Source organism: Streptomyces sp. T12 (assembly GCF_028736035.1).
Lineage (GTDB): Bacteria > Actinomycetota > Actinomycetes > Streptomycetales > Streptomycetaceae > Streptomyces.
Window position 1 is genome coordinate 2,369,465 of sequence record NZ_CP117866.1, and the last position, 21,113, is coordinate 2,390,577.

Consider the following 21,113-nt stretch of genomic DNA (forward strand, 5'->3'; position numbering starts at 1 on the left):
CTGGTACGTCGTGCGTGCGTGCGTCGAGCTTGCGTCGTGCGTGCGTCGAGCTTGCGTACGTTGTTCGGGAAGCGCTTTCTCCCTGTGCAGAGGTGTGCGAGGTCGTACTGCTGGTACTGCTCGTACTGCTTGCCTACTGCTTGACTACTGCTTGCCGGTCAGCCCGCGTAGGGATCCGCGACCTTGCCCGGGCGGGCGAGGAACTCGAAGTCGCAGCCGGTGTCGGCCTGCGTGATCTGCTCGTTGTAGAGCGCGCCGTAGCCGCGCTCGTACCGTGCGGGCGGCGGCGTCCACTCGGCCCGGCGGCGCTCCAACTCCTCGTCGTCCACATGGAGATGGAGCGTGCGCGCCTCGACGTCGAGGGTGATCAGGTCCCCGGTCCGCACGAGGGCCAGCGGTCCGCCGATGTACGACTCCGGTGCCACATGCAGCACGCACGCGCCGTAACTCGTGCCGCTCATCCGGGCGTCGGAGATCCGCACCATGTCCCGTACGCCCTGCTTCAGCAGGTGGTCGGGGATCGGCAGCATGCCGTACTCGGGCATGCCCGGACCGCCCTTGGGCCCGGCGTTGCGCAGCACGAGCACGCTGTCGGCGGTGATGCCGAGCGACGGGTCGTTGATGGTCCGCTGCATCGTCTTGTAGTCGTCGAAGACGACCGCGGGCCCGGTGTGCGCGAGCAGGTGCTGCTCGGCGGCGATGTGCTTGATGACGGCGCCGTCCGGACAGAGGTTGCCGCGCAGCACGGCCACCCCGCCCTCGCTCGCGACCGGGTTGTCCCGGGTCCGGATGACGTCGTCGTTGTGCACCTGCGCGCCCTCGATCTGCTCGCGCAGGGTGTCGTACGACACCGTCGGCCGGTCCAGGTGGAGCAGGTCCGGGATCCGGGAGAGGAACCCGGGCAGGCCGCCGGCGAAGTGGAAGTCCTCCATGAGGTACGTCTGTCCACCGGGCCGTACGTTGGCCAGCACCGGGACCGTGCGGGCGATGCGGTCGAAGTCGTCGAGCGTGAGCCGGATGCCGGCCCGCCCGGCCATGGCGATCAGGTGGATGACGGCGTTGGTGGAGCCGCCGAGGCCGAGAACGGTGGTGACGGCGTCCTCGAAGGCCTCCTGGGTGAGGATGCTCAGGAGCCGCCGGTCCTTGTGGACCAGGTCGACGATCGTCATACCGGCCTTGGCTGCCATCCGGTCGTGCCCGGAGTCGACGGCCGGGATGCTGGAGGCACCCGGGACGGTCACACCGAGGGCTTCGGCGGCGGCGGTCAGCGTGGACGCCGTCCCCATCGTCATGCAGTGCCCGGGAGAGCGCGCGAGCCCGTTCTCCAGCTCGCCCATCTCGCAGTCGCCGATGAGGCCGGCGCGCTTGTCGTCCCAGTACTTCCACATGTCGGTGCCGGAGCCGAGGACCTCGCTGCGCCAGTGGCCGGGCAGCATGGGGCCGGCGGGCACGAAGACGGCGGGCAGGTCGACCGAGGCCGCCCCCATGAGCAGGGCGGGCGTGGACTTGTCGCAGCCGCCCATCAGTACGGCCCCGTCCACCGGATACGACCGCAGCAGCTCCTCCGTCTCCATCGCGAGCATGTTGCGATAGAGCATGGGGGTCGGCTTCTGGAAGGTCTCACTGAGCGTGGAGACCGGGAACTCGAGCGGGAAGCCCCCGGCCTGCCACACCCCGCGCTTCACGGCCTGCGCGCGGTCCCGCAGGTGCACATGGCATGGATTGATGTCGGACCAGGTGTTGAGGATCGCGATGACCGGCTTGCCCAGGTGCTCCTCGGGCAGATAGCCGAGCTGGCGGGTGCGGGCCCGGTGGCTGAAGGAGCGCAGCCCGTCGGTGCCGTACCACTGGTGGCTTCTGAGTTCCTCCGGGCGCTTCACGGGCCGTTCCTGCGAGGGCGTCACAGGGACCACCCGGCGGCTATGGCGGCGACCTCGGCGCGCTCGTCCTCGGGCAGGTGCCGGCTCGGCGGGCGGACGTCACGGCGGCACAGGCCGAGGGAGGCGAGGGCCTCCTTGACGACGGTGACGTTGTTGGCGGAGCCGTTCGCGGCGCGCAGCTCCTCGAAGCGGCGGATCTGCTCCCAGACCTTCATCGCGCCCGGGTAGTCACCGGATCGAAGCGCTTCGATCATGTTCAGCGAAACGGACGGGGCGACGTTCACGAGTCCGGAGGTGAAGCCGGTGGCGCCCGCCGAGAAGTACGAGGGCGCGTACGGCTCGGCGAGGCCCGCGACCCACACGAAGCGGTCGAGCCCCGCGTCCCGCGCGAAGGCGGCGAACTTGGCGGCGTCCGGGACGGCGTACTTCACGCCGATGACGTTCGGGCAGTCGTCGGCGAGTTCGGCGAGGCGCGCGCCGCTGAGCTGGGCGTTGCGGATGTACGGCACGACGCCGAGCTCGGGCACGGCCTCGGCGATGGCGCGGTGGTAGTCGACCCAGCCGTTCTGGGAGACGTACGGGTGGACGGGCTGATGGACCATCACCATCTGGGCGCCGAGCTCGCGGGCGTGCCGGGCGGAGGCGATGGCGGTGGGCACGTCGTGGCCGACGCCGACGAGGATGACGGCGTCGCGGTCGCGGACCTCGTCGATCGTCAACTCGGTGACAAGACGGCGCTCTTCGGGGCTGAGGGCGTAGAACTCACCGGTGTTGCCGTTGGGGGTGAGGGTGGTGACGCCCCCGTCGAGGAGACGACGCAGCAGCGCCCGGTGGACGTCCTGGTCGACACGGCCGTCCTCGGCGAACGGGGTCACCGGGATCGCCACCACGTCGGCCAGGGCCGTCCGTTGGGTCTCGAACGTCGTGGTCATGCCGGACCGTCCTCTCCCTGGGCCTCGACCTCCGCGTCGGGGAAGGCCCGCTCGACGAACGACGCGATGTGGGCGTGCAGGGCGCGCGCGGCGCCGTCCGCGTCCCCTTCGAGCGCGAGCCGCAGGATCTCCCGGTGCTCGCCGGCCTCCCGCTCCCAGGAGGGCGAGGCGGCCCAGGCGACGGCGGAGACGAGGGCGGCCTGGTCGCGGACCTCGTCGAGCATCCGGCCGAGCAGCGGGTTGCCGCACGGCAGGTAGAGGGCGCGGTGGAACTCCCGGTTGGCGAGGGAGCGTTCAGCGGTGTCGCCGGCCGCGTCGGCGCGGGTCAGGGCATCCCGGGCGGCATCGAGGGAGGCTCCGCGCCGGACGGCCCGCTTCAGGGCCTCGGGTTCCAGGAGCAGCCGCACGTCGTAGACCTCGCGCGCCATGTCCGCGTCCACCATGCGCACCGTGACGCCCTTGTACTGGCTCATCACGACCAGCCCGGTCCCGGCCAGCGTCTTGAGCGCCTCGCGCACCGGGGTCTTCGACACCCCGAACTGAGCGGCGAGCTCGGTCTCGACCAGGGCCTGACCGGGCGTCAACTGCCCCGTGAGGATGCGGCGTTTGATCTCCTCCAGCACGTACTGCGTGCGGGAGGGGATCGGCGTGGGCACAGAGGTCATGCGCGCCTCTCGGATCTTCGCGGGATGGCTCTCGCGTATGGGATCTCACGTATCGCGTCTCATATATGACGTACGAAGTACGACGCGATGAAGGTAAGAGGGGGCGCATGTTTCGTCAATGCTTCTTACAAAGGAAGTTGAGGTTGCCTCAGACGCGCAGCACGTGACCTTCGCGCGCGGTGACGGTGGACCCGCCGAAGGCCTCGGCAGCGCGTACGGTCGCCGCTTCCGGGGTGAGCGTGGGCCCGACGTGGGTGACTACGAGCTCCCTCACACCCGCCCGGCGGGCGGCGGTTCCGGCGTCCTCGGGCGTCAGGTGCACCTGTTCGCCCTCGCGATGCTCGTCGATGTCGGCCTCGCACAGGAACAGGTCGGCGTCGCGGGCGAGTTCGGTGAGCGCGGGGCAGGGCCCGCTGTCCCCGGAGTACGCGAGAACCCGCCCGCCGCTCTCCACCCGCAGCCCGTACGCCTCGACGTCGTGCACGACGGCACGCGAGGTGAGGAGCAGGTCGCCGTGCTGGACGGTGTGGCCGTCGCACAGGGGCCGGAAGTCGAGGATGCCGCTCAGGAACCCGGCGTCCGCCCGGCCGAGGAAGGCGGCGAGGCGCTGCGCGCAGTCGCCCGGCGCGTAGACCGGAATGGGCGCGTCCGGAGTGAGCCCGCCGTAGGCCAGGCCGTAGAAGGCGGCGAGCAGATCGGCGTTGTGGTCGGCGTGGAGGTGGGAGATCCAGACAGCGCTGAGCCGTGCCGGGTTCGCATGCCGCTGCAACTCCGCGAAGGTCCCGGTCCCGGCGTCCACCCACACTTCGGCCCCTCCCCCTCGCACCAGATAGCCGGAGCAGGGGCGGCCGGGGCCGGGGTGCGGGGATGCCGTGCCGAGGACGGTGAGGGTGAGGGTGGGAGGCATGCGGGGAGCGTATGTCCCCGCCGCCTCGGTGTTCCCGGGATTACGGCGCCCAGCCGGGGTTCCGCCCGCTCAGCCCCACCGCGCGGTCCAGCAGGGACGCCTCGTCCGGCACCGGAACGACCGGGCCGAAGATGCCGCCGCCCCGGTCGGAGTCGGCGGCGGCGCGGAGGAAGTCGTACGACGCCTGGAGGGCGGCCGGGTCCGGTGCGTACGGCAGGCCCGTCGCCACGGCCAGGTCCCAGCCGTGGATCACCAGTTCGTCGGCGGCCACCGCCGCCGCCACGGCAGCGGGCAGGTCCACACCGCCCGCACGGGTCATGCCGACCCACGCGTCCGGAGCGCGCCACGCCTCGGCCAGTTCGTCGAGCACCTTGGGCAACTCCGCACGCCAGCCCGGCCCGATGTCCGGTACTGCGGCCTCGGGGCTGGTGTCGGTCGTGACGCCCAGGTCCTTGCGCCCGGCATCACGGAAGGCGACGGCCAGCCCGATCAAGTGCCCCAGCAGGTTATGCACCGCCATGTCCGGACAGGGCGTCCGCGCCGACAGCTGATCGTCGATGACACCGTCCGCGAGGCGGGCCACGATGCGGGCCTGCGGTCCGAGGTCGAGGGTCGTGTCGGTCATGGGCCGGCTCCTCACAGATGGGTTTCTGAGGGGTAGACCGGCGGGAGTGACGAAACTAATCGGCGGCGCTCGCGAGATTCATCGGCCGGGGGCGGGCCTTTGACGTAGGGGGCGCGCCGCCGGGCGGAGGCCGAGGGGCCGAGGGGCCGAGGCGAGAGGAGGGGGCCACATGGGCAGGCCGAGGGGCCAACGCCCGACGAAGAGGGGCCGCATCGAACAGGCCGAACGGCCGACGCGGGAGGAGGGAGGCCACCCGGAGCAAGCCGAGGGGCCGCCCCGGGAGGGGGACCATCCGGAGCAGGGCCGAGGGGCCAACGCCCGACGAAGGGAGACCACCCGAAACCGACCAAGCGGCCGACACCGGACGAAGGAGAGGCACCTGGAGCAGGCCGAGTGCTCGCGCACGGGTAAACAGGCCCGGTCCCCACTGCCCTGGCCGGTTGCGGCCGACGGCTCATCGCGGGTCGGCGCTCCCACGGGGCACGGCGCGCCGGTGATACGACCCGGCTCTACACGCCCCGCCCCCAGCGATCCCGTCCCACGCCCCGACTCCGACGGCCCTCCCTTTCTGAGCGGGCCCGCCCAGTGATGTACTGCATGAGAAGACGATTCACCACACGGATTCCCGCCCGGCCCTGGTTCGCATGCCCGGCCCCGGCCCCGGCTCAGTCCGTCCAGTCCGCTCCCGTGATGCCGTCGGGATGCCCCGTCGGCCACTGGACCAGCTCGATCCGGTTGCCGTCCGGATCGGTGAGCCATGCAGTCAGGAAGTCGTCCGAACCGTCCGGCGATACGGGCGCCTCGGCGTCGATGCCTTGCGCGGTGAGTTCGCCGAGAGTGGCCGCCATCGACTCCACCTTGATGACGAAATGGTTGAGGACGCTGCTGTTACCGGCGGCGGCCTTGTATCCCCCGGCGGGATCATGGATAAGTTCGATGCTGACGAACTCGTCGCCGGGGAGCTTCAGCATGGTCAGGCTTCCGAACGGGGTGTCGGGGGCGCTCCCGACCACCTCATAGCCGACGGCCGTGTAGAACGCGAGCGATCGTTCGAGGTCGGCCACGCGAAGGCCGAAGTGCAGGGTCCTCATCGATTCCCCTTTCCGGACAGCCAGAACGGCCCGCCGGATAACCCGACGGACCGTCACACCACTCCGAGCAGAACGTCAGCCGACCGGCTCCGCGGCAATGGCGGCCGACGTCTCCGTGGTCCTGAACTCTTCGGACTCGACACCCTCATCCCGCTGCTTCTTCAGCGCGAGTTCCCGGGCCGTCTTTTCCGAGAACAGCCTCATTTCCGCCTCGGTCCGGAGATCGAACACCATTGCCTCCTTCGAACTTTGTCCGGTCGCGGCTCCCTTGGTCACCGCGAGCACCTCTTTGCCTGAACATTACCTTGCGACCCACCCCCGCGTCACGATCAAATCGCCTTCCCACACAGGGAATTGGCGCACTGTTCACCTGGGTCAGAACACCGTGTTGGCGTTCTTGGAGGTAGGTGGGATCACCTGGAGGACGTCCCAGTGTTCGACGATCCTGCCGCCTGCGTCGAAACGGAAGATGTCGATGCCGGCGTACTCCTCCTCGGGCCAGGTCTGGTGGCAGTGCAGGATCACGTGGTCGCCTTCGGCGAAGGCGCGCTTGACCTCCACCCGCTTGCCCGGGTACTCGGCGGCCATGCGCTCGAAGTAGTCGATGAACGCCTGCTTGCCGTCGCCGACGTGTGGATTGTGCTGGATGTAGGTGTCGCCGGCGTACTGGTCGATGGCCTCGGCGGGGCGGCACTGGTTGAACATCAGGTCGTAGAACGCCTGAGCCGTGGCCTTGTTCTTCTCCGGGTCGCTCATGATGCCACCGTAGGGTCGGGTGCCGGGTGCGGCACGGTGAGTGCGTCGAGCAAGTGGTCGGCCCCGACCGGGACGGACAGAGTCCGGCCGGCGAGGTCGGCGGGGGTTTCGGGGTGGGTGGGATTGACGCGTACGAGGCGTGCGTGGGGGATCTGGCGGGTGAGGTGTTCGCCCGGCCACCGGATGACGCCGGGGGTGTTGAATCCGGCGCCGAATTCGAGGATGAGCAGGCGGGCGTCGGCGGCGGTTCCCAGCCAGTCCTGGAGACGGCGGCCTGCGGGGAGATAGGGGGCGTCGACGAACTCGGGGCCGATGCGGACGTTGATCTCCACCTCGCCGCCGCAGGGGTGTGCGGTGCGGCCGTCGTGGCTGCGGTCGGTGGCTGGAGCAGGACGAAGTCTCCGTCGGCGATGACCTTGTGGACGGTCTTGTAGACGAGGTTCCTGCCCTGCTCGGCCCACTTCGCGGCGGCGGCGCCGAAGCCGTCGAGGCCGTCGGCGGCCTCCGGGTTGTACTGGTCGTACGTCTCGGTGGAGATGTAGTCGGTGAGCACCGAGTAGTCGGCACCGACCAGGACCTTCTGCGCGAACTCGGCGACCAGGGCCCGGTTGGCCTCGGTCTCCGCGGGCGCGGTGACCTCGGTGGGGCCGTCGGTCTGCGAGCGGCCGGAGGCGGTGTCCTTGACCATCGGGGTCAGGGCATCCCAGTGCTCGGCGAGCTTGCCGTCGGCGTCGACGCGGAAGACGTCGAAGGCGACCAGCGGGTCGGGCCCGAAGCCGTGGTACGTGCCGTGCAGGGCGACCAGGTCGCCGTCGGCGATCACCCGGGCGCCTTCGTAGCGGAAGCCCTCCGGCAGGCCGGCGACCAGCCGGCGCAGGGCGTCGGGGCCGATCTTGCGCAGACCCCTGCCCGAGGACGCCCAGGCCCTTCGACTGACCGCCGACCATCTCGCCGCCGAGTTCCAAGCCCTCGGACGCCTGCCCCTGGAGATCCACACCGCGGCCTTGCGCCACCTGCTGGCCGTCCTCGTCCTGCGCCTGGCCCACCTCACCGTGCCTGCGGGCAGCCCCGCCCCCGAGCCCGACGCCACCTACCTGCGCTTCCGTGACGCGGTGGAAAAGGACTACGCCCGCACCCGCCGGGTCGAGGACTACGCCGACGCGCTCGGCTACTCGGCCCGCACCCTCTCCCGCGCCACCCTCGCCTCCGCCGGACTCGGTGCCAAGGAGTTCATCGACCGCCGCGTCGTCCTCGAAGCCAAGCGCCTCCTGGCCCGCAGTGATCAGAGTGCCGCCCGAATCGCCGACCGCCTCGGCTTCTCCAGCGCCACCCACTTCAGCAAGTACTTCCACCAGCGCACCGGCCAGACCCCGATCGCCTTCCGCGACACGGTCCGCGGCCACCCCCCGAGGTGAGATTCGTCCACACGCCACCCACCCCACACCGCCGCACACCACCCCGAGCCCCATGACGCACAGCGCGAAAAGCGCGCCGTCTAAGGCACTTCCCCCATCCGCACGCCCCCGCCTCAGACGCACCATGGCGTGCCATGACGACAACCACCACCTGGGCACTCGTGCGTGTCCTGCGCGACCGCAACTCCGCCCTCTACCTCGCCGGAGTCGTGGTCTCCGGCTTCGGCACCTCGGCGTTGTGGCTGGCGTCCGGCGTCTGGGTCAAGGACCTCACCGGGTCCGACGGCCTGGCGGCGCTGTGCATGCTCGCCATGTGGGCGCCCACCCTGGCCGGCCCGCTCCTCGGCACGCTCGCCGACCGCACCCGCCGCAAACCGCTGCTGATCGGCGCGAACCTCCTCCTGGCCGCCCTCCTGCTCACCCTCTTCACCGTCGACTCCCCCGCCCGCCTCTGGCTCCTCTTCGCGGTCCTGTTCGTCTACGGCGCCGCAGGTGTCGTGCACGACGCCGCCGAGTCCGCCCTCGTCGCCGGCGCGATCCCCGCGTCCCTGCTCGGCGACTTCAACGGACTGCGCATGACGGCCACCGAGGGCATGAAACTTCTCGCCCCGCTGGCCGGCGCGGGCGTCTACGCGGCGTACGGCGGCGCGAGCGTCGCCCTGCTCGACGCCATGACGTTCGTGGTCGCGACCGGCCTGTACGCCTGCCTCCGCGTCCGCGAGAGCACGCCCGAGCCGACGGGCGGCGGCTGGCGGGCGCAGACCGCCGAGGGGGCCCGCTACCTCTGGACACACCCCCGGCTGCGCCCTCTCGTCCTGGCCGGCGGCACCACCATGCTCTTCGCCGGTCTCAACGGCGCGATGATCTACGCCGTGATCGACGGCCTCGGGCACGACCCGGCGTACGCCGGTGTGCTGTACGCCGTCCAGGGCGCCGGCTCGGTGGCGATCGGGCTGCTCTCCGGGCCCGCGCTGCGCCGCCTCGGCGAGCGCCGTTTCGCCGCGTACGGCATCGCCCTGACGGCCACCGCGGCCGGCCTGCGGGCGATCCCGTCCGACCCGGTGGCCCTGGTCTGCGGCGCGGCGATCGGCGCGGGGCTGCCCTGCGTGCTGATCGCCGCGCTCACCGCCGTACAGCGCGAGACACCGGACGCCCTGCTCGGCCGTACGGCCGCCACGGCCAACACACTCGTCTTCACCCCGAACGTCATCGGGCTGGCCGCGGGGGCCACGCTGGTCGAACTGCTCGACGTGCGGCTGCTGTCGGCCGCCGTGGGCGTGGCGTGGCTGGTGGCCGCGCTGCCGCTGCTTCAGAGCGCGGCCAGCGCCTCCCGCACCGCCACCAGGTCGCCGTCCGACGCCAACCCCGCGTGATAGAGCCGGATTTCCGTGGCCCCCAGCTCACGCGCGCGTGCCGCGTCCGACGCCAGCGTGCCCGGGCTGCCGCCCATCCCGGAGACCACACCGAAGTTGGCGGCGATGACCGCGCCCTCGCGGCCCTGCCCGGCGAAGGGCGTCAGCAGAGCGGGGCCGCCCGCGCAGGGCACGACCACGCCGTCCGCCACGGAGAGGATGTGCTCGGGGTCTACGCCCGGGTTGGCGCCGACGTGGTACGTCACGGGGTCGGCGTGCAGCAGGATCTGGAAGCCGTCGGGGGCGGCCGCGCGGACCGCCCGGACCGCCGTCTCCTGGAGTGTGCGGGCGGTTTCGTCGCGCCACGCGCGCGTGGCCGCCGCGTTCGACTCGCCGAGCAGCTTCTCGACCCCGGCCCAGCCCTCGTCGGCGACCGTGCCCTGCCACAGCGGTTCGAGGGCGGCGCGTACGGCGGCCGCCAGCTCGTCGGCGTCCACGCCCTGGTCGCCGTAGCCCTCCTTGCACGTCGGGCAGAAGCAGAGCGCCATCAGGTACATCCCGGCGTCGCCGAGCGGGACCCCGCCGGTCTTGTCGTGCGCGTGCAGGTGCTGCAGCCCGTACCAGCCGAGGGACTCCAGCTCGGTGCCGCGCGCCCCGGGCCGTACGGCGGCCTCGGCGGCCAGGTCGACGAGGTACGCGCGCGTGGCGGGCTGTGCGATGCAGGGGGCCCAGGGGTAGCGGTCGCCGTAGGCGTTGACGACCGAGGTGTCGGGGTGCTCGGCGCCCAGGCGGGAGTTGTGCGCCAGGACCACCCAGGTGTGCACCTCCAGACCGGCGTCCGCGAGCGCGGCGGCCGCCTCGCCGAAGGCGTCGCCGGGCGCCCAGTCCCCGGCCGGGTAGGGGCGCGGCTCCCGGCCCTGCCACCGGTCGTCGGTCGGATACAGCACGGATGCGTGCTCGGCGGTGACGATGCGGTGGCGCGGGTGGCGGGGGGTGAGGGCGCGGGTGGAGTGGTAGGCGGCGGCGAGCGTCGCCTGCCGTACGCCGAGGGCGGCGATTCTCCCGGGCGCCTCCGGGTCTCCGTTGACGTCCCAGGGGTAGACGAATGCCGACGCCTTCACTTGGTTTCCTCCGGCTCCTTGTGCAGCAGCGCGTATCCGCGCTCGATCACCTCGGCGAGCTGCTTGACATGATCCTCGCTCGGCTCGTGCAGCGGAGGCCGCACCTCCCCCACGTCCAGCCCGCGCAGCCGTACGCCGGCCTTGACGAGGGCGACGGCGTAGCCGCGGCCCTGGGCGCGCAGTTCGACGAACGGGCGGTAGAAGCCGTCCAGGAGGCGGTTCACCGTGGTGTCGTCGCCCGCCTCCAGCGCCCTGTAGAAGGCGAGGGCGATCTCGGGGGCGAAGCAGAACACGGCGGAGGAGTAGAGCGGGACGCCGATGGCCCGGTAGGCGAGCTGGGTCTGTTCGGCGGTCGGCAGGCCGTTGAAGTAGAGGAAGTCGCCGGGCACCTCGGTGCGTACGGCGCTGACGATCCGCTGCATGAGGTCCAGGTCGCCGAGGCCGTCCTTGAGCCCGATGACGCCGTCCGTGCGGGCCAGCTCGACGACGCCGTCCGGGGTGAACACGGCGTTGTCGCGCTGGTAGACGATGACGGGGAGCGCGGTCGCCGCGGCGACCTCCCGGTAGTGCCGCAGCAGCCCCTCCTGCCCGGCGACGACGAGATACGGCGGCATGGCGAGCAGCCCGTCCGCCCCGGCCGCCTCGGCGAGCTGCGCGTACCGCACGGCGAGGGCGGTGCCGTATCCGGCGCCCGCGACGACCGGCACCCGTCCCGCCGCCTCCTCGACGGCCGCGCGCACGCATGCCTGGAACTCCTCGGGCGTGAGCGCGTGGAACTCCCCGGTGCCGCAGCACGCGAACACGGCGGCGGCCCCGGCCTCGATGCCTCGGCGCACATGGGTGCGGTACGTGTCGAGGTCGACCGAGCCGTCGGGGCCGTAGGCGGTGACGGGGAAGAACAGCGGCCCGCCGGGGATGCCGAGGCGTGCGGCGAGGGGGGCTGGCGTCACGGGCTCTCCCTAGAACGAGACGGTGAGTGCAGGGTTCTGATCAGAGTTTACGGTTATGAACACGGGCTGCACCACCCTTGACGACGAGGGGTGGTGATCCTTAACTAGTCCATGAATGTGAATACCGTGCACGCATGCGGCCGCTGATTGAAGGAGAACCGAGGATGCCAGCCCCCCGCACCGTTCTGCTCACCGGCGCCGCCGGCGGCCTCGGCACCCTGATGCGGGGCCTGCTCCCGGCGTACGGCTACGAGCTGCGGCTGCTCGACCTGCGCCCCGTCGAGGACGAGCCGGACGCGATCGTCGCCGATCTCGCCGACAAGGACGCGGTGCGCGAGGCCGTGCGGGGCGTCGACGCGATCATCCATCTCGCGGGCATCTCCCTGGAAGCCCCGTTCGAGAAGATCCTCAGCGCGAACATCGCGGGCACCGCCAACCTGTACGAGGCCGCCCGCGAGGAGGGCGTGCGGCGCATCGTCTTCGCCTCCTCCAACCACGCCGTCGGCTTCACGCCCCGCCCCCAGAGCGACGACCCCCTCATCCCGGTCGACACCCCGCGCCGCCCGGACACCTTCTACGGCCTGTCCAAGTCCTTCGGCGAGGACCTCGCGCAGTTCTACTGGGACAAGCACGGCCTGCAGACGGTCTCCGTCCGCATCGGCTCCTGCTTCCCCGAGCCGACCAGCGTCCGCATGCTCTCCCTGTGGATGAGCCCGGCCGACGGCGCCCGCCTCTTCCACGCGGCCCTGACCGCCGAGGACGTCGGGCACACCGTCGTCTACGGCTCCTCCGCGAACACGCGCCTGTGGTGGGACCTCGCCACCGCACGGGCCCTCGGCTACGAGCCGCAGGACGACTCCGAGCCGTACGCCGAGAAGCTCATCGCCGAGCAGGGCGACCTCGAACCGGACAACATCGCGCACGCCTACCTGGGCGGCCACTTCGTGAGCGACCCGCCGATCTGGCCGTACTGATCCGACCGTACAGATCCGACCGAAACACGGCGGAAACCAGGCGTTCGCGGGAGCGGGCGGGCACCGAACGGGCCCGCCCGCTCCCGCATTCGGGCATCAGAGCTGCCCGATCTCACGCCCACCTTCACGGCCGCGCAGGTCCGAGGCGGGCACCCACAGTGCCAAACGGGCAGAAACGGGCAGTATCGGATCGACAACAGGCCTGTTCAGCACCCCACCTCCGCTGTAGAACTTCCCCCATGGGCCCCACCGGGCCCGAACGGGCAACTCCGGCTTGACGCCTCCCAGGCGATCAAGCCAAGCACCACAGCACGGAAGCGGGTGTCGACGATGACGACGGCCAACACAGCGAGGACCGCCGAAGAACGCCAGCGCGAGATCGTGCAGGCTGCGCGTTCCACCGGCTCGGTCGACGTCACCGCGCTCGCCGTCGAGCTGGGCGTGGCCAAGGAGACCGTGCGCCGGGACCTGCGCGTCCTGGAGGAGCACGGCCTGCTCCGCCGCACCCACGGCGGCGCCTACCCCGTGGAGAGCGCCGGCTTCGAGACGACACTCTCCTTCCGCGCCACCAGCCACGTTCCCGAGAAGCGCCGGATCGCCGCCGCGGCGGCCGAGCTGCTCGGGGACGCCGAGACGGTCTTCGTCGACGAGGGCTTCACCCCGCAGCTCATCGCCGAGGCCCTGCCCCGGGGCCGGCCGCTCACCGTGGTCACCGCGTCCCTGCCGATCGCAGGCGCGCTTGCCGAGGCCGAGGGCATCTCGGTCCTGCTGCTCGGCGGCCGGGTCCGCTCCGGCACGCTGGCGACGGTCGACCACTGGACCACGAAGATGCTCGCCGGCTTCGTCATCGACCTGGCGTTCATCGGCGCCAACGGCATCTCCCGCGAACACGGCCTCACCACCCCCGACCCGGCCGTCAGCGAGGTCAAGGCGCAGGCGATCCGATCCGCGCGGCGCACGGTGTTCGCGGGCGCCCACACGAAGTTCGGGGCCGTCAGCTTCTGCCGCTTCGCGGAGATCGGCGCGCTGGAAGCGATCGTGACGAGCACGCTGCTCCCTGCGGCCGAGGCCCACCGCTACTCACTGCTGGGACCGCAGGTCATCCGCGTCTGACGCCCGAGCCGCACCCCACACACCCCGTCCGAAGGACCGGCCGTCCAACCGACCCACCCCGTACGGCACACCCATCCCCACTACCGCCCCCTTTGTAACTAAATGTCCAGGAGTACCTCATGCGAACCCAGAGCCGACGCACGCCACGCGCCTCCCTTGCCGTGGCAGCCGTAGGGACGCTGATCACTTCACTCGCCGCCTGCTCGGGCGCCGGCGGATCCGGATCAACCGGCGGCGACTCCATCAACGTCCTGATGGTGAACAACCCGCAGATGGTGGAGCTCCAGAAGCTCACTGCAGACAACTTCACCAAGGACACCGGCATCAAGGTGAACTTCACCGTCCTGCCGGAGAACGACGTCCGCGACAAGATCAGCCAGGACTTCGCCAACCAGGCGGGCCAGTACGACGTCGCCACCCTGAGCAACTACGAGATCCCGATCTACGCCAAGAACGGCTGGCTCCACTCCCTGGACTCCTACGTCAAGAGCGACACCGCCTTCGACCAGGACGACATCCTCACGCCCATGACGCAGGCCCTCACCGGGGAGGACGGCCAGCTCTACGGCGAGCCCTTCTACGGTGAGTCCTCCTTCCTGATGTACCGCAAGGACGTCATCGAGAAGGCGGGCCTGACCATGCCCGCCAAGCCCACCTGGAAGCAGGTCGCCGACATCGCCGCCAAGGTGGACGGCGCCGAGTCCGGCATGAAGGGCATCTGCCTGCGCGGCCTGCCCGGCTGGGGCGAGGTGATGGCACCGCTGACCACGGTCGTCAACACCTACGGCGGCACCTGGTTCGACAAGGACTGGAAGGCGCAGCTGGACTCCAAGGAGTTCAAGGAGGCCACGCAGTTCTACGTCGACCTGGTCCGCGAGCACGGCGAGTCCGGCGCCGCACAGTCCGGCTACGCCGAGTGCCTGAACAACATGACCCAGGGCAAGACGGCGATGTGGTACGACGCCACGGCCGGCGCCGGCTCCCTGGAGGCCTCCGGCTCCCCGGTCAAGGGCAAGATCGGCTATGTCCCGGCCCCGGTCGAGAAGACCGAGAGCTCGGGCTGGCTCTACACCTGGGCCTGGGGCGTGCAGAAGGCGTCCAAGAACGCCGAGAACGCCTGGAAGTTCATCTCCTGGGCCTCCGGCAAGGACTACGAGAAGCTCGTCGGCGAGAAGATCGGCTGGGCCAACGTGCCGGGCGGCAAGCGTGCGTCGACCTATGACATCCCGCAGTACCGCAAGGAGGCGGCCGCCTTCGCGGACGTCACCCGTGACGCCATCGCGAATGCCAAGCCCGATGACCCGGGCGTGCAGCCCCGGCCCGCGCCCGGCATCCAGTTCGTCGGCATCCCCGAGTTCACCGACCTGGGCACCAAGGTCTCCCAGGAGATCAGCTCCGCCATCGTCGGCCGCCAGTCCGTGGACAGCGCGCTGAAGAAGTCGCAGGAGCTCGCCGAGGCCGTAGGGAAGAAGTACGAGGGATCATGAGCGTGACCACTCCCCCCACCCGAGTCGCCGCCGCCCCCGTGCGGCCGGAGACCCGGCCGCCGAACCGCATGCGCGCGTGGGCCACCCGGGCCCCCCTGCTGCCCGCGCTGATCTTCATGATCGCCGTGACACAGCTGCCCTTCGTGGCCACCCTGGTGATCTCGTTCTTCGACTGGAACGCGCTGTACCCGGACGACCGCCACTTCGCCGGCGTCGCCAACTACTCGGAAGTGCTGAGCACACCCGAGCTGCGCGAGTCGGTGGGGACGACCGTCCTGCTGACCGTCACGGTCGTGCTCGTCAGCCTGGTGCTCGGACTGGCGCTGGCGCTGCTGCTCGACCGGAGGTTCCGGGGCCGGGCCGCCGTGCGCACGATGCTCATCGCCCCCTTCCTGCTGGTGCCGGTCGCGGCAGCGCTGCTGTGGAAGCACGTGCTGTTCAACCCCGAGTACGGTCTCTTCAACGGCATCCTGAACTGGATCGGAGGGGACGGGGCGGCCCAGCCCGACTGGATCTCCGAGATGCCCCTGATGGCGGTCGAGGCGTCGCTGATCTGGCAGTGGACGCCGTTCATGACGCTGATCCTGCTCGCCGGACTGCAGAGCCGCGACTCTCAGCTGCTCGAGGCGGCCCGCATGGACGGCGCGAACGACTGGCAGGTGTTCGTCCACATCACGCTGCCGCACATGCGCCGCTACATCGAACTGAGCGTGCTGCTCGGCTCGATCTACATCGTGCAGAACTTCGACGCGGTGTACACCATCACCTCCGGCGGCCTGGGCACCGCGAACCTGCCATACACCATCTACCAGACCTTCTACCAGGCGCACGAGAACGGCCTCGCCTCGGCGGCCGGCGTCATCGTCGTCATCGGCTCGCTCATCCTCGCGACCTTCGCCCTGCGCGTCGTGTCGTCCCTGTTCCGTGCGGAGGTGTCCCGCTGATGACCACGATCACCACCACCGCACCACGGTCCCGCGGCCGGTTCCAGGGTGCCGCCCTGGGAGTCGTCGCATGGCTGGCCGGCATCCTGTTCGTGCTGCCCATCCTCTGGATGGTCCTGACCTCCTTCCACTCCGAGGCGGACGCGGCGACCAACCCGCCCTCCCTCGCCGCCTCGCTCACCCTGGACAGCTACCGCGAATTCTTCGGCGTGGGCGGGGGCGCCAGCCCGTGGCCCGCACTGATCAACTCGATGACGGCTTCGGTCGCCTCGACGCTGCTGACTCTGGTCCTCGCACTGCCGGCCGCGTACGCGCTGTCCATCCGGCCGGTGAAGAAGTGGACCGACGTCATGTTCTTCTTCCTGTCCACCAAGATGCTGCCGCTGGTGGCCGGCCTGCTGCCGATCTACCTGTTCGCGAAGAACACCGGTCTGCTCGACAACATCTGGGCCCTGGTCATCCTCTACACGTCCATGAACCTGCCGATCGCGGTGTGGATGATGCAGTCCTTCCTCGCCGAGGTACCGACCGCGATCATCGAGGCGGCGCAGATCGACGGCGCGAAACTGCCGACGATCCTGTGGCGCGTGGTGGCCCCCATCGCCCTCCCCGGCATCGCCGCAACGGTCCTGATCTGCTTCATCTTCAGCTGGAACGAGCTGATGTTCGCCCGCGTACTGACCGGCGTGGTAGCGGAAACAGCCCCAGTCTTCCTGACCGGCTTCATCACCAGCCAGGGCCTGTTCCTGGCGAAGGTGTGCGCCGCGTCGCTCGTCATCTCCCTGCCGGTGCTCGCCGCGGGGTTCGCCGCCCAGGACAAGCTGGTCCAGGGCCTGTCGTTGGGAGCCGTGAAATGAAGGCCGCCGTCATCGAGTCCGTGGGCAAGGCCGTCGTCGCCGAGGTCCCGGACCCCACGCCAGGACCGCGCGACGTCGTGGTCGAGGTCGCGGCGTGCGGCCTGTGCGGAACCGATCTCCACATCCTCCAGGGCGAGTTCGCCCCGAAGCTGCCGATCGTGCCCGGGCACGAGTTCGCGGGCAAGGTGGTCGGGGTCGGCACCCAGGTCACGGAGCTGTCGGTCGGCGACCGGGTCGCGGTGGACCCGTCGTTGTACTGCTACGAGTGCCGCTACTGCCGTACGGGCCACAACAACCTCTGCGAACGCTGGGCGGCGATCGGCGTGACCACGGCGGGCGGCGCGGCACGCTACGCGGTGGCGCCGGTGGCGAACTGCGTGAAGCTGCCGGAACACGTCCGCACCGAGGACGCGGCGCTGGTGGAACCGTTGTCGTGCGCGGTCCGCGGCTACGACGTCCTGCAGTCCCGCCTCGGCGCCCACGTCCTGATCTACGGCTCGGGCACGATGGGCCTGATGATGCTGGAGCTCGCCAAGCGGACGGGGGCGGCGAGCGTGGACGTGGTGGACGTGAACCCGGCACGGCTGGAAACGGCACGGCGGCTCGGCGTCTCGGCGTCCGCCGCGAACCCGGACGAGCTGGACCGCCCTCAGGGCTGGGACCTGGTGGTCGACGCCACGGGCAACGCGGCGGCGATCCAGGACGGCCTTGACCGGGTCGCGAAGGCGGGCACGTTCCTGCAGTTCGGGGTGGCGGACTACGCGACCCGGGTGACGATCGACCCGTACCGCATCTACAACCAGGAGATCACGATCACGGGTTCGATGGCGGTCCTGCACAGCTTCGAGCGCGCGGCGGAGCTGTTCGCGACCGGGGTCCTCGACCCCGAGATCTTCATCAGCGACCGCATCCCGCTGGAGCGGTACCCGCAGGCGCTGGAGCAGTTCGCGTCGGGGGTGGGCCGCAAGATCGTGGTGGTGCCGTAGAGCCGTCTCCTGTCCGACGGCACGACCGTCGGGCAGGAGGTCATATCGGCAGCGAACCGTAGAGGGCGGCGCCCGTGGCGGCAAAGGTCACGCCGGCCCAGCGGGGCAGGGGGCGGCTGCGCAGTCCTGCCGCGTAGGAGACGGCCGTCGCCGCCATCGCCGGCCACAGGATGCCGAAGGCGGCGGAGGACGGAGCGAACTGGCTCCGGACGGCGGCGACGACCACGTAGGCGACCGACGCCGCCAGGGCGACCACCGGGAAGTCCCTGCCCAACGGACTCCAGTCGTCGGTCACCATCCTTTGACGCCTGGCCCGGCCGGGAAGCGCGGCTGCCACCATCGCCGCGACCACCGCCACGAAGGCGGCCGTGGTCCACAGAGCCGCGGGAACGACCAACAGGGGACTGGGATCCACGGATCCTCCTCGACGGACGACGGCGCGAACTGCAAGCAGGACCTCGGAACACCGACCCGATTGGCCTCAGGGTAAGGGAACGGTAAATCGGGCTCGCTCGTTCTTCCGGGCATGACAGCTATGACCCCCGGCTCGAACATCCCTCTCTCCGCCGCGCGCGTGACGGTGGACGTCGCCGCCCCGGTGCGGCTCGACGTATCGGGCCTGCTGCTCACCGCCGACGGCAAGGTGCGCTCCGACGACGACTTCATCTTCTACAACCAACCGAGCGGCCCCGGCGTGACGTACCGCTCGGGCGGCGGCACCAGCCCCGACGCGATCACGGTCGACACGTCAGCCGTTCCCCCCGGCATCGAGAAGATCGTCGTCACCGCCAGCCCGGACGCCGCCGGCCAGACCTTCCAGGGCATCGAACCGACGGCCACCATCCGCAACGCCGACGACAACAGCGTCCTGGCCACCTTCACGCCCCCGCAGCTCGGCACCGAGACGGCACTGGTGATCGTCGAGGTCTACCTGCGCAACGGCGCCTGGAAGGCCCGCGCGGTCGGCCAGGGCTACGCCAACGGCCTGGCCGGCATCGCCACCGACTTCGGCGTCACGGTCGAGGAACCGGCCCCCGCCCCCGCCGCCCCCGTGGCCCCGCCGCAGCCCACCATGCAGCCCCCGGTCGCCCCGCCGGCCCCGCCGATGTCCACTCCCCCGGCGCCGCAGGCTCCCGCCGCTCCCCCGGCCCCGCCCGCGCCTCCCGCGCCCGGCGCCGGCAAGATCAACCTCGACAAGGGCCGCGTCAGCCTCCAGAAGAACCAGACCGTGTCCCTGGTCAAGGGCGGCCGCCCCCTGCTCTCCCAGGTCAAGATGGGCCTCGGCTGGGAGCCGGCGTACCGCGGCAAGGACATCGACCTGGACGCCTCGGTCATCGCGTACGGCCCGCAGCGCAACCACATCGACAGCTGCTACTTCGGCAAGCTCCAGATCGTGCAGGGCGCGATCCGCCACTCCGGCGACAACCTCACGGGTGAGGGCGGCGGGGACGACGAGGTCATCACCGTCGACCTCGGGCGCCTGCCGCAGGAGGTCACCGGACTCGTCTTCACCGTCAACTCCTTCTCCGGCCAGAAGTTCACCGAGGTCGCCAAGGCCTACTGCCGGCTGATCGACGCCGCCTCCGGCGAGGAACTCGTCCGCTTCGACCTCACCAACGCCGAGGCGCAGACGGGCGTGATGATGGCGAAGTTGATCAAGCAGTTCTCCGGCGAGTGGGAGATGACGGCCATGGGCGACTTCGTGAAGTCCCGCACCGTGAGGGGGATGGTCAAGCCGGCGGCCCAGGCGCTGTAGACAGCCGTACGACGTCCAAGGGCGCCCCACCCCACAGGGGGCGCCCGGCGGCGCATCAGCGCTCACGTCTTCGTGGCCCCCGCCGCCAGATCCCGCGCCTGCCATCACGAGCGCGTAGTCGGCGTTGTACAGCACGTTGAGGTTCGCCAGGGCGACCTGGAGGGTGACCTTGTCCGGGTTGATCATGAGTAGCGGCGCACGTGAAGACGCCGCGCCGGTACGAGCAGGTGCAAGCCCCGACGAGCCATCAGGCGGTATCAGGCGGAAGCCCGCACGACCAGCTCGGGAATGACCCAGGCATCCACGCCACTCATCGGCTCGTCGCCCGCTCGCAGCCGGGCCACCTGCTCCACGGCCAGCCGTCCCAGCCGCCGTTTGTCGATGTGCAGGGTGGTCAGGGCGGGCTCCACCAGCTCGCCCAGCGACAGTCCGTCGAAGCCCAGGACGGCCAGGTCGTCCGGCACCCGCCGACCGCGACGCCGGGCGGCCCGCACGGCGCCGACCGCCATCAGGTCGTTGAAGCCGAAGACGGCACTGATGTCGGGCCGGGCGTCCAGCAGTTGCTCCATGCCGGCCTCGCCCCCGGCCACGCTGTGCTCGGGACACAGCGCGATCCAGCTCTCGTCGACCGGCAGGCCGTGCCGCCGGGCCTGCTCCAGGAAGGCCTGTCTGCGAGGGCCGGGTCCGTGCACCCCGTCGAGCATGCCGATCCTGCGGTGACCGGCGCCCACCAGGTGTGCCATGCCCTGCGCGAGACCGGCGGCGGCGTCGATGCCCACGGCCGCGAAACGCGTCTGCTGCGGGCCACGCTCCAGCAGCACCAGCGGTACGCCCCCGAGGTGCCGGGCGAGCACGTCGTCCGGGCTCTTGAAGTAGCCGATGACCGCGTCCGCCTGGTGGGACAGCACATCGAGCGCCTCCCGCTCCCGGGCCTCGTCGATGCGGGAGTCCCATACGACGACCTGCCACCCGCGCTTCTCGGCCGCCTCCAGCACGCCAGCGGCCACCTCGGGGAAGAAGGGGTTCATCAGGTCCGGGATCACCAGACCCGCCGTCACGGCCCCCTTCTGCACGAGGCCGCGCGCGAACCGGCTGGGCCGGTAGTCCAGCAGCCGCGCCGCCTCCAGCACCCGCTCCTTCGTGGCCGGGTCGATCTCGCCCTTGTCGTTGACCGCGCGGGAGACCGTCTGCCGTGACACTCCGGCCAGCTTCGCGACATCGTGGATCGTGGCCCGGCGGCGGGTGCCGTCAGGCTGCTCGACACTCGGCTCCCGCTGCTGATCGTCCGCCCGCACGCGTGCA

The 21,113-nt window shown here is 70.7% G+C and carries 21 protein-coding genes and 2 pseudogenes; 9 read left to right on the forward strand and 14 right to left on the reverse strand.

Annotation, left to right across the window (positions count from 1 at the left end):
- Nucleotides 1-158: 158 nt before the first annotated feature.
- The 10 genes and pseudogenes from araD to PBV52_RS10550 all read right to left on the reverse strand — a co-directional run.
- On the reverse strand, nt 159-1,880 hold the full coding sequence (araD, locus tag PBV52_RS10505) for an L-arabinonate dehydratase (protein ID WP_274238042.1): 1,722 nt from the start codon (nt 1,878-1,880) through the stop codon (nt 159-161).
- Between the two features lie 20 nt (nt 1,881-1,900).
- Complete coding sequence (locus PBV52_RS10510; protein ID WP_274238043.1) at nt 1,901-2,812, reverse strand: dihydrodipicolinate synthase family protein; 912 nt, start codon at nt 2,810-2,812, stop codon at nt 1,901-1,903.
- A complete protein-coding gene (locus PBV52_RS10515) occupies nt 2,809-3,477 on the reverse strand; it encodes a GntR family transcriptional regulator (RefSeq protein ID WP_274238044.1) in 669 nt (222 codons plus the stop codon). The genes PBV52_RS10510 and PBV52_RS10515 overlap by 4 nt, the downstream gene beginning before the upstream one ends.
- Before the next feature lie 148 nt (nt 3,478-3,625).
- On the reverse strand, nt 3,626-4,384 hold the full coding sequence (locus tag PBV52_RS10520) for an MBL fold metallo-hydrolase (RefSeq protein ID WP_274238045.1): 759 nt from the start codon (nt 4,382-4,384) through the stop codon (nt 3,626-3,628).
- Nucleotides 4,385-4,424: 40 nt separating this feature from the next.
- Nucleotides 4,425-5,009: a TIGR03086 family metal-binding protein gene (locus tag PBV52_RS10525; protein WP_274238046.1), complete on the reverse strand. Its 585-nt coding sequence runs from the start codon at nt 5,007-5,009 to the stop codon at nt 4,425-4,427.
- Between the two features lie 665 nt (nt 5,010-5,674).
- Nucleotides 5,675-6,100, reverse strand: coding sequence for a VOC family protein (locus PBV52_RS10530; protein WP_274238047.1), 426 nt, complete (start codon nt 6,098-6,100; stop codon nt 5,675-5,677).
- A gap of 75 nt (nt 6,101-6,175) precedes the next feature.
- The gene (locus PBV52_RS10535; RefSeq protein WP_274238048.1) at nt 6,176-6,376 is read right to left on the reverse strand and encodes a hypothetical protein; all 201 of its coding nucleotides are present in this window, start codon (nt 6,374-6,376) and stop codon (nt 6,176-6,178) included.
- Nucleotides 6,377-6,475: 99 nt separating this feature from the next.
- A complete protein-coding gene (locus tag PBV52_RS10540) occupies nt 6,476-6,856 on the reverse strand; it encodes a nuclear transport factor 2 family protein (protein WP_274238049.1) in 381 nt (126 codons plus the stop codon).
- The gene (locus PBV52_RS10545; RefSeq protein WP_274238050.1) at nt 6,853-7,188 is read right to left on the reverse strand and encodes a hypothetical protein; all 336 of its coding nucleotides are present in this window, start codon (nt 7,186-7,188) and stop codon (nt 6,853-6,855) included. Before PBV52_RS10545 ends, PBV52_RS10540 begins: the two co-directional genes overlap by 4 nt.
- Nucleotides 7,189-7,622: 434 nt before the next feature.
- Nucleotides 7,623-7,853: pseudogene (locus PBV52_RS10550) on the reverse strand (hypothetical protein); the annotation flags it as partial.
- On the opposite strand from PBV52_RS10550, the pseudogene PBV52_RS10555 reads away from it, so the two are divergent.
- Nucleotides 7,744-8,271 (forward strand): annotated as a pseudogene (locus PBV52_RS10555) (helix-turn-helix transcriptional regulator); the annotation flags it as partial. The pseudogenes PBV52_RS10550 and PBV52_RS10555 sit on opposite strands and share 110 nt — an antisense overlap.
- 134 nt (nt 8,272-8,405) lie before the next feature.
- Nucleotides 8,406-9,644: an MFS transporter gene (locus tag PBV52_RS10560; protein ID WP_274238051.1), complete on the forward strand. Its 1,239-nt coding sequence runs from the start codon at nt 8,406-8,408 to the stop codon at nt 9,642-9,644.
- Here the strand turns inward: PBV52_RS10560 and PBV52_RS10565 are convergent.
- Both PBV52_RS10565 and PBV52_RS10570 read right to left on the reverse strand, forming a co-directional pair.
- Nucleotides 9,581-10,744, reverse strand: coding sequence for a hypothetical protein (locus tag PBV52_RS10565; protein WP_274238052.1), 1,164 nt, complete (start codon nt 10,742-10,744; stop codon nt 9,581-9,583). The genes PBV52_RS10560 and PBV52_RS10565 overlap by 64 nt on opposite strands.
- Complete coding sequence (locus PBV52_RS10570) at nt 10,741-11,694, reverse strand: 5-dehydro-4-deoxyglucarate dehydratase (protein ID WP_274238053.1); 954 nt, start codon at nt 11,692-11,694, stop codon at nt 10,741-10,743. The genes PBV52_RS10565 and PBV52_RS10570 overlap by 4 nt, the downstream gene beginning before the upstream one ends.
- 164 nt (nt 11,695-11,858) lie before the next feature.
- On the opposite strand from PBV52_RS10570, the gene PBV52_RS10575 reads away from it, so the two are divergent.
- The 6 genes from PBV52_RS10575 to PBV52_RS10600 all read left to right on the forward strand — a co-directional run bounded on the left by PBV52_RS10575 (nt 11,859) and on the right by PBV52_RS10600 (nt 18,055).
- Nucleotides 11,859-12,668, forward strand: a complete 810-nt coding sequence (locus PBV52_RS10575; protein WP_274238054.1) for an NAD(P)-dependent oxidoreductase — start codon at nt 11,859-11,861, stop codon at nt 12,666-12,668.
- A gap of 330 nt (nt 12,669-12,998) precedes the next feature.
- Nucleotides 12,999-13,781, forward strand: a complete 783-nt coding sequence (locus PBV52_RS10580; RefSeq protein WP_274238055.1) for a DeoR/GlpR family DNA-binding transcription regulator — start codon at nt 12,999-13,001, stop codon at nt 13,779-13,781.
- Nucleotides 13,782-13,900: 119 nt separating this feature from the next.
- Entirely contained in the window at nt 13,901-15,268 is a 1,368-nt protein-coding gene (locus PBV52_RS10585) for a sugar ABC transporter substrate-binding protein (RefSeq protein WP_274238056.1), read from the forward strand.
- Nucleotides 15,265-16,212: a carbohydrate ABC transporter permease gene (locus PBV52_RS10590; protein WP_373921843.1), complete on the forward strand. Its 948-nt coding sequence runs from the start codon at nt 15,265-15,267 to the stop codon at nt 16,210-16,212. The genes PBV52_RS10585 and PBV52_RS10590 overlap by 4 nt, the downstream gene beginning before the upstream one ends.
- Nucleotides 16,212-17,069, forward strand: a complete 858-nt coding sequence (locus PBV52_RS10595; RefSeq protein ID WP_274238057.1) for a carbohydrate ABC transporter permease — start codon at nt 16,212-16,214, stop codon at nt 17,067-17,069. Before PBV52_RS10590 ends, PBV52_RS10595 begins: the two co-directional genes overlap by 1 nt.
- Complete coding sequence (locus tag PBV52_RS10600) at nt 17,066-18,055, forward strand: zinc-dependent alcohol dehydrogenase family protein (protein WP_274238058.1); 990 nt, start codon at nt 17,066-17,068, stop codon at nt 18,053-18,055. The genes PBV52_RS10595 and PBV52_RS10600 overlap by 4 nt, the downstream gene beginning before the upstream one ends.
- A gap of 40 nt (nt 18,056-18,095) precedes the next feature.
- Here the strand turns inward: PBV52_RS10600 and PBV52_RS10605 are convergent, their stop codons facing one another.
- Nucleotides 18,096-18,470, reverse strand: coding sequence for a hypothetical protein (locus PBV52_RS10605; protein WP_274238059.1), 375 nt, complete (start codon nt 18,468-18,470; stop codon nt 18,096-18,098).
- Between the two features lie 120 nt (nt 18,471-18,590).
- Between PBV52_RS10605 and PBV52_RS10610 the strand changes: the two genes are divergently transcribed.
- On the forward strand, nt 18,591-19,811 hold the full coding sequence (locus tag PBV52_RS10610; protein WP_274249349.1) for a TerD family protein: 1,221 nt from the start codon (nt 18,591-18,593) through the stop codon (nt 19,809-19,811).
- A gap of 257 nt (nt 19,812-20,068) precedes the next feature.
- Here PBV52_RS10610 and PBV52_RS10615 read toward each other — a convergent pair whose 3' ends face one another.
- Nucleotides 20,069-21,106 (reverse strand): LacI family DNA-binding transcriptional regulator, encoded by a 1,038-nt coding sequence (locus PBV52_RS10615; protein WP_274238060.1) that lies wholly within the window; start codon nt 21,104-21,106, stop codon nt 20,069-20,071.
- Nucleotides 21,107-21,113 lie beyond the last annotated feature (7 nt).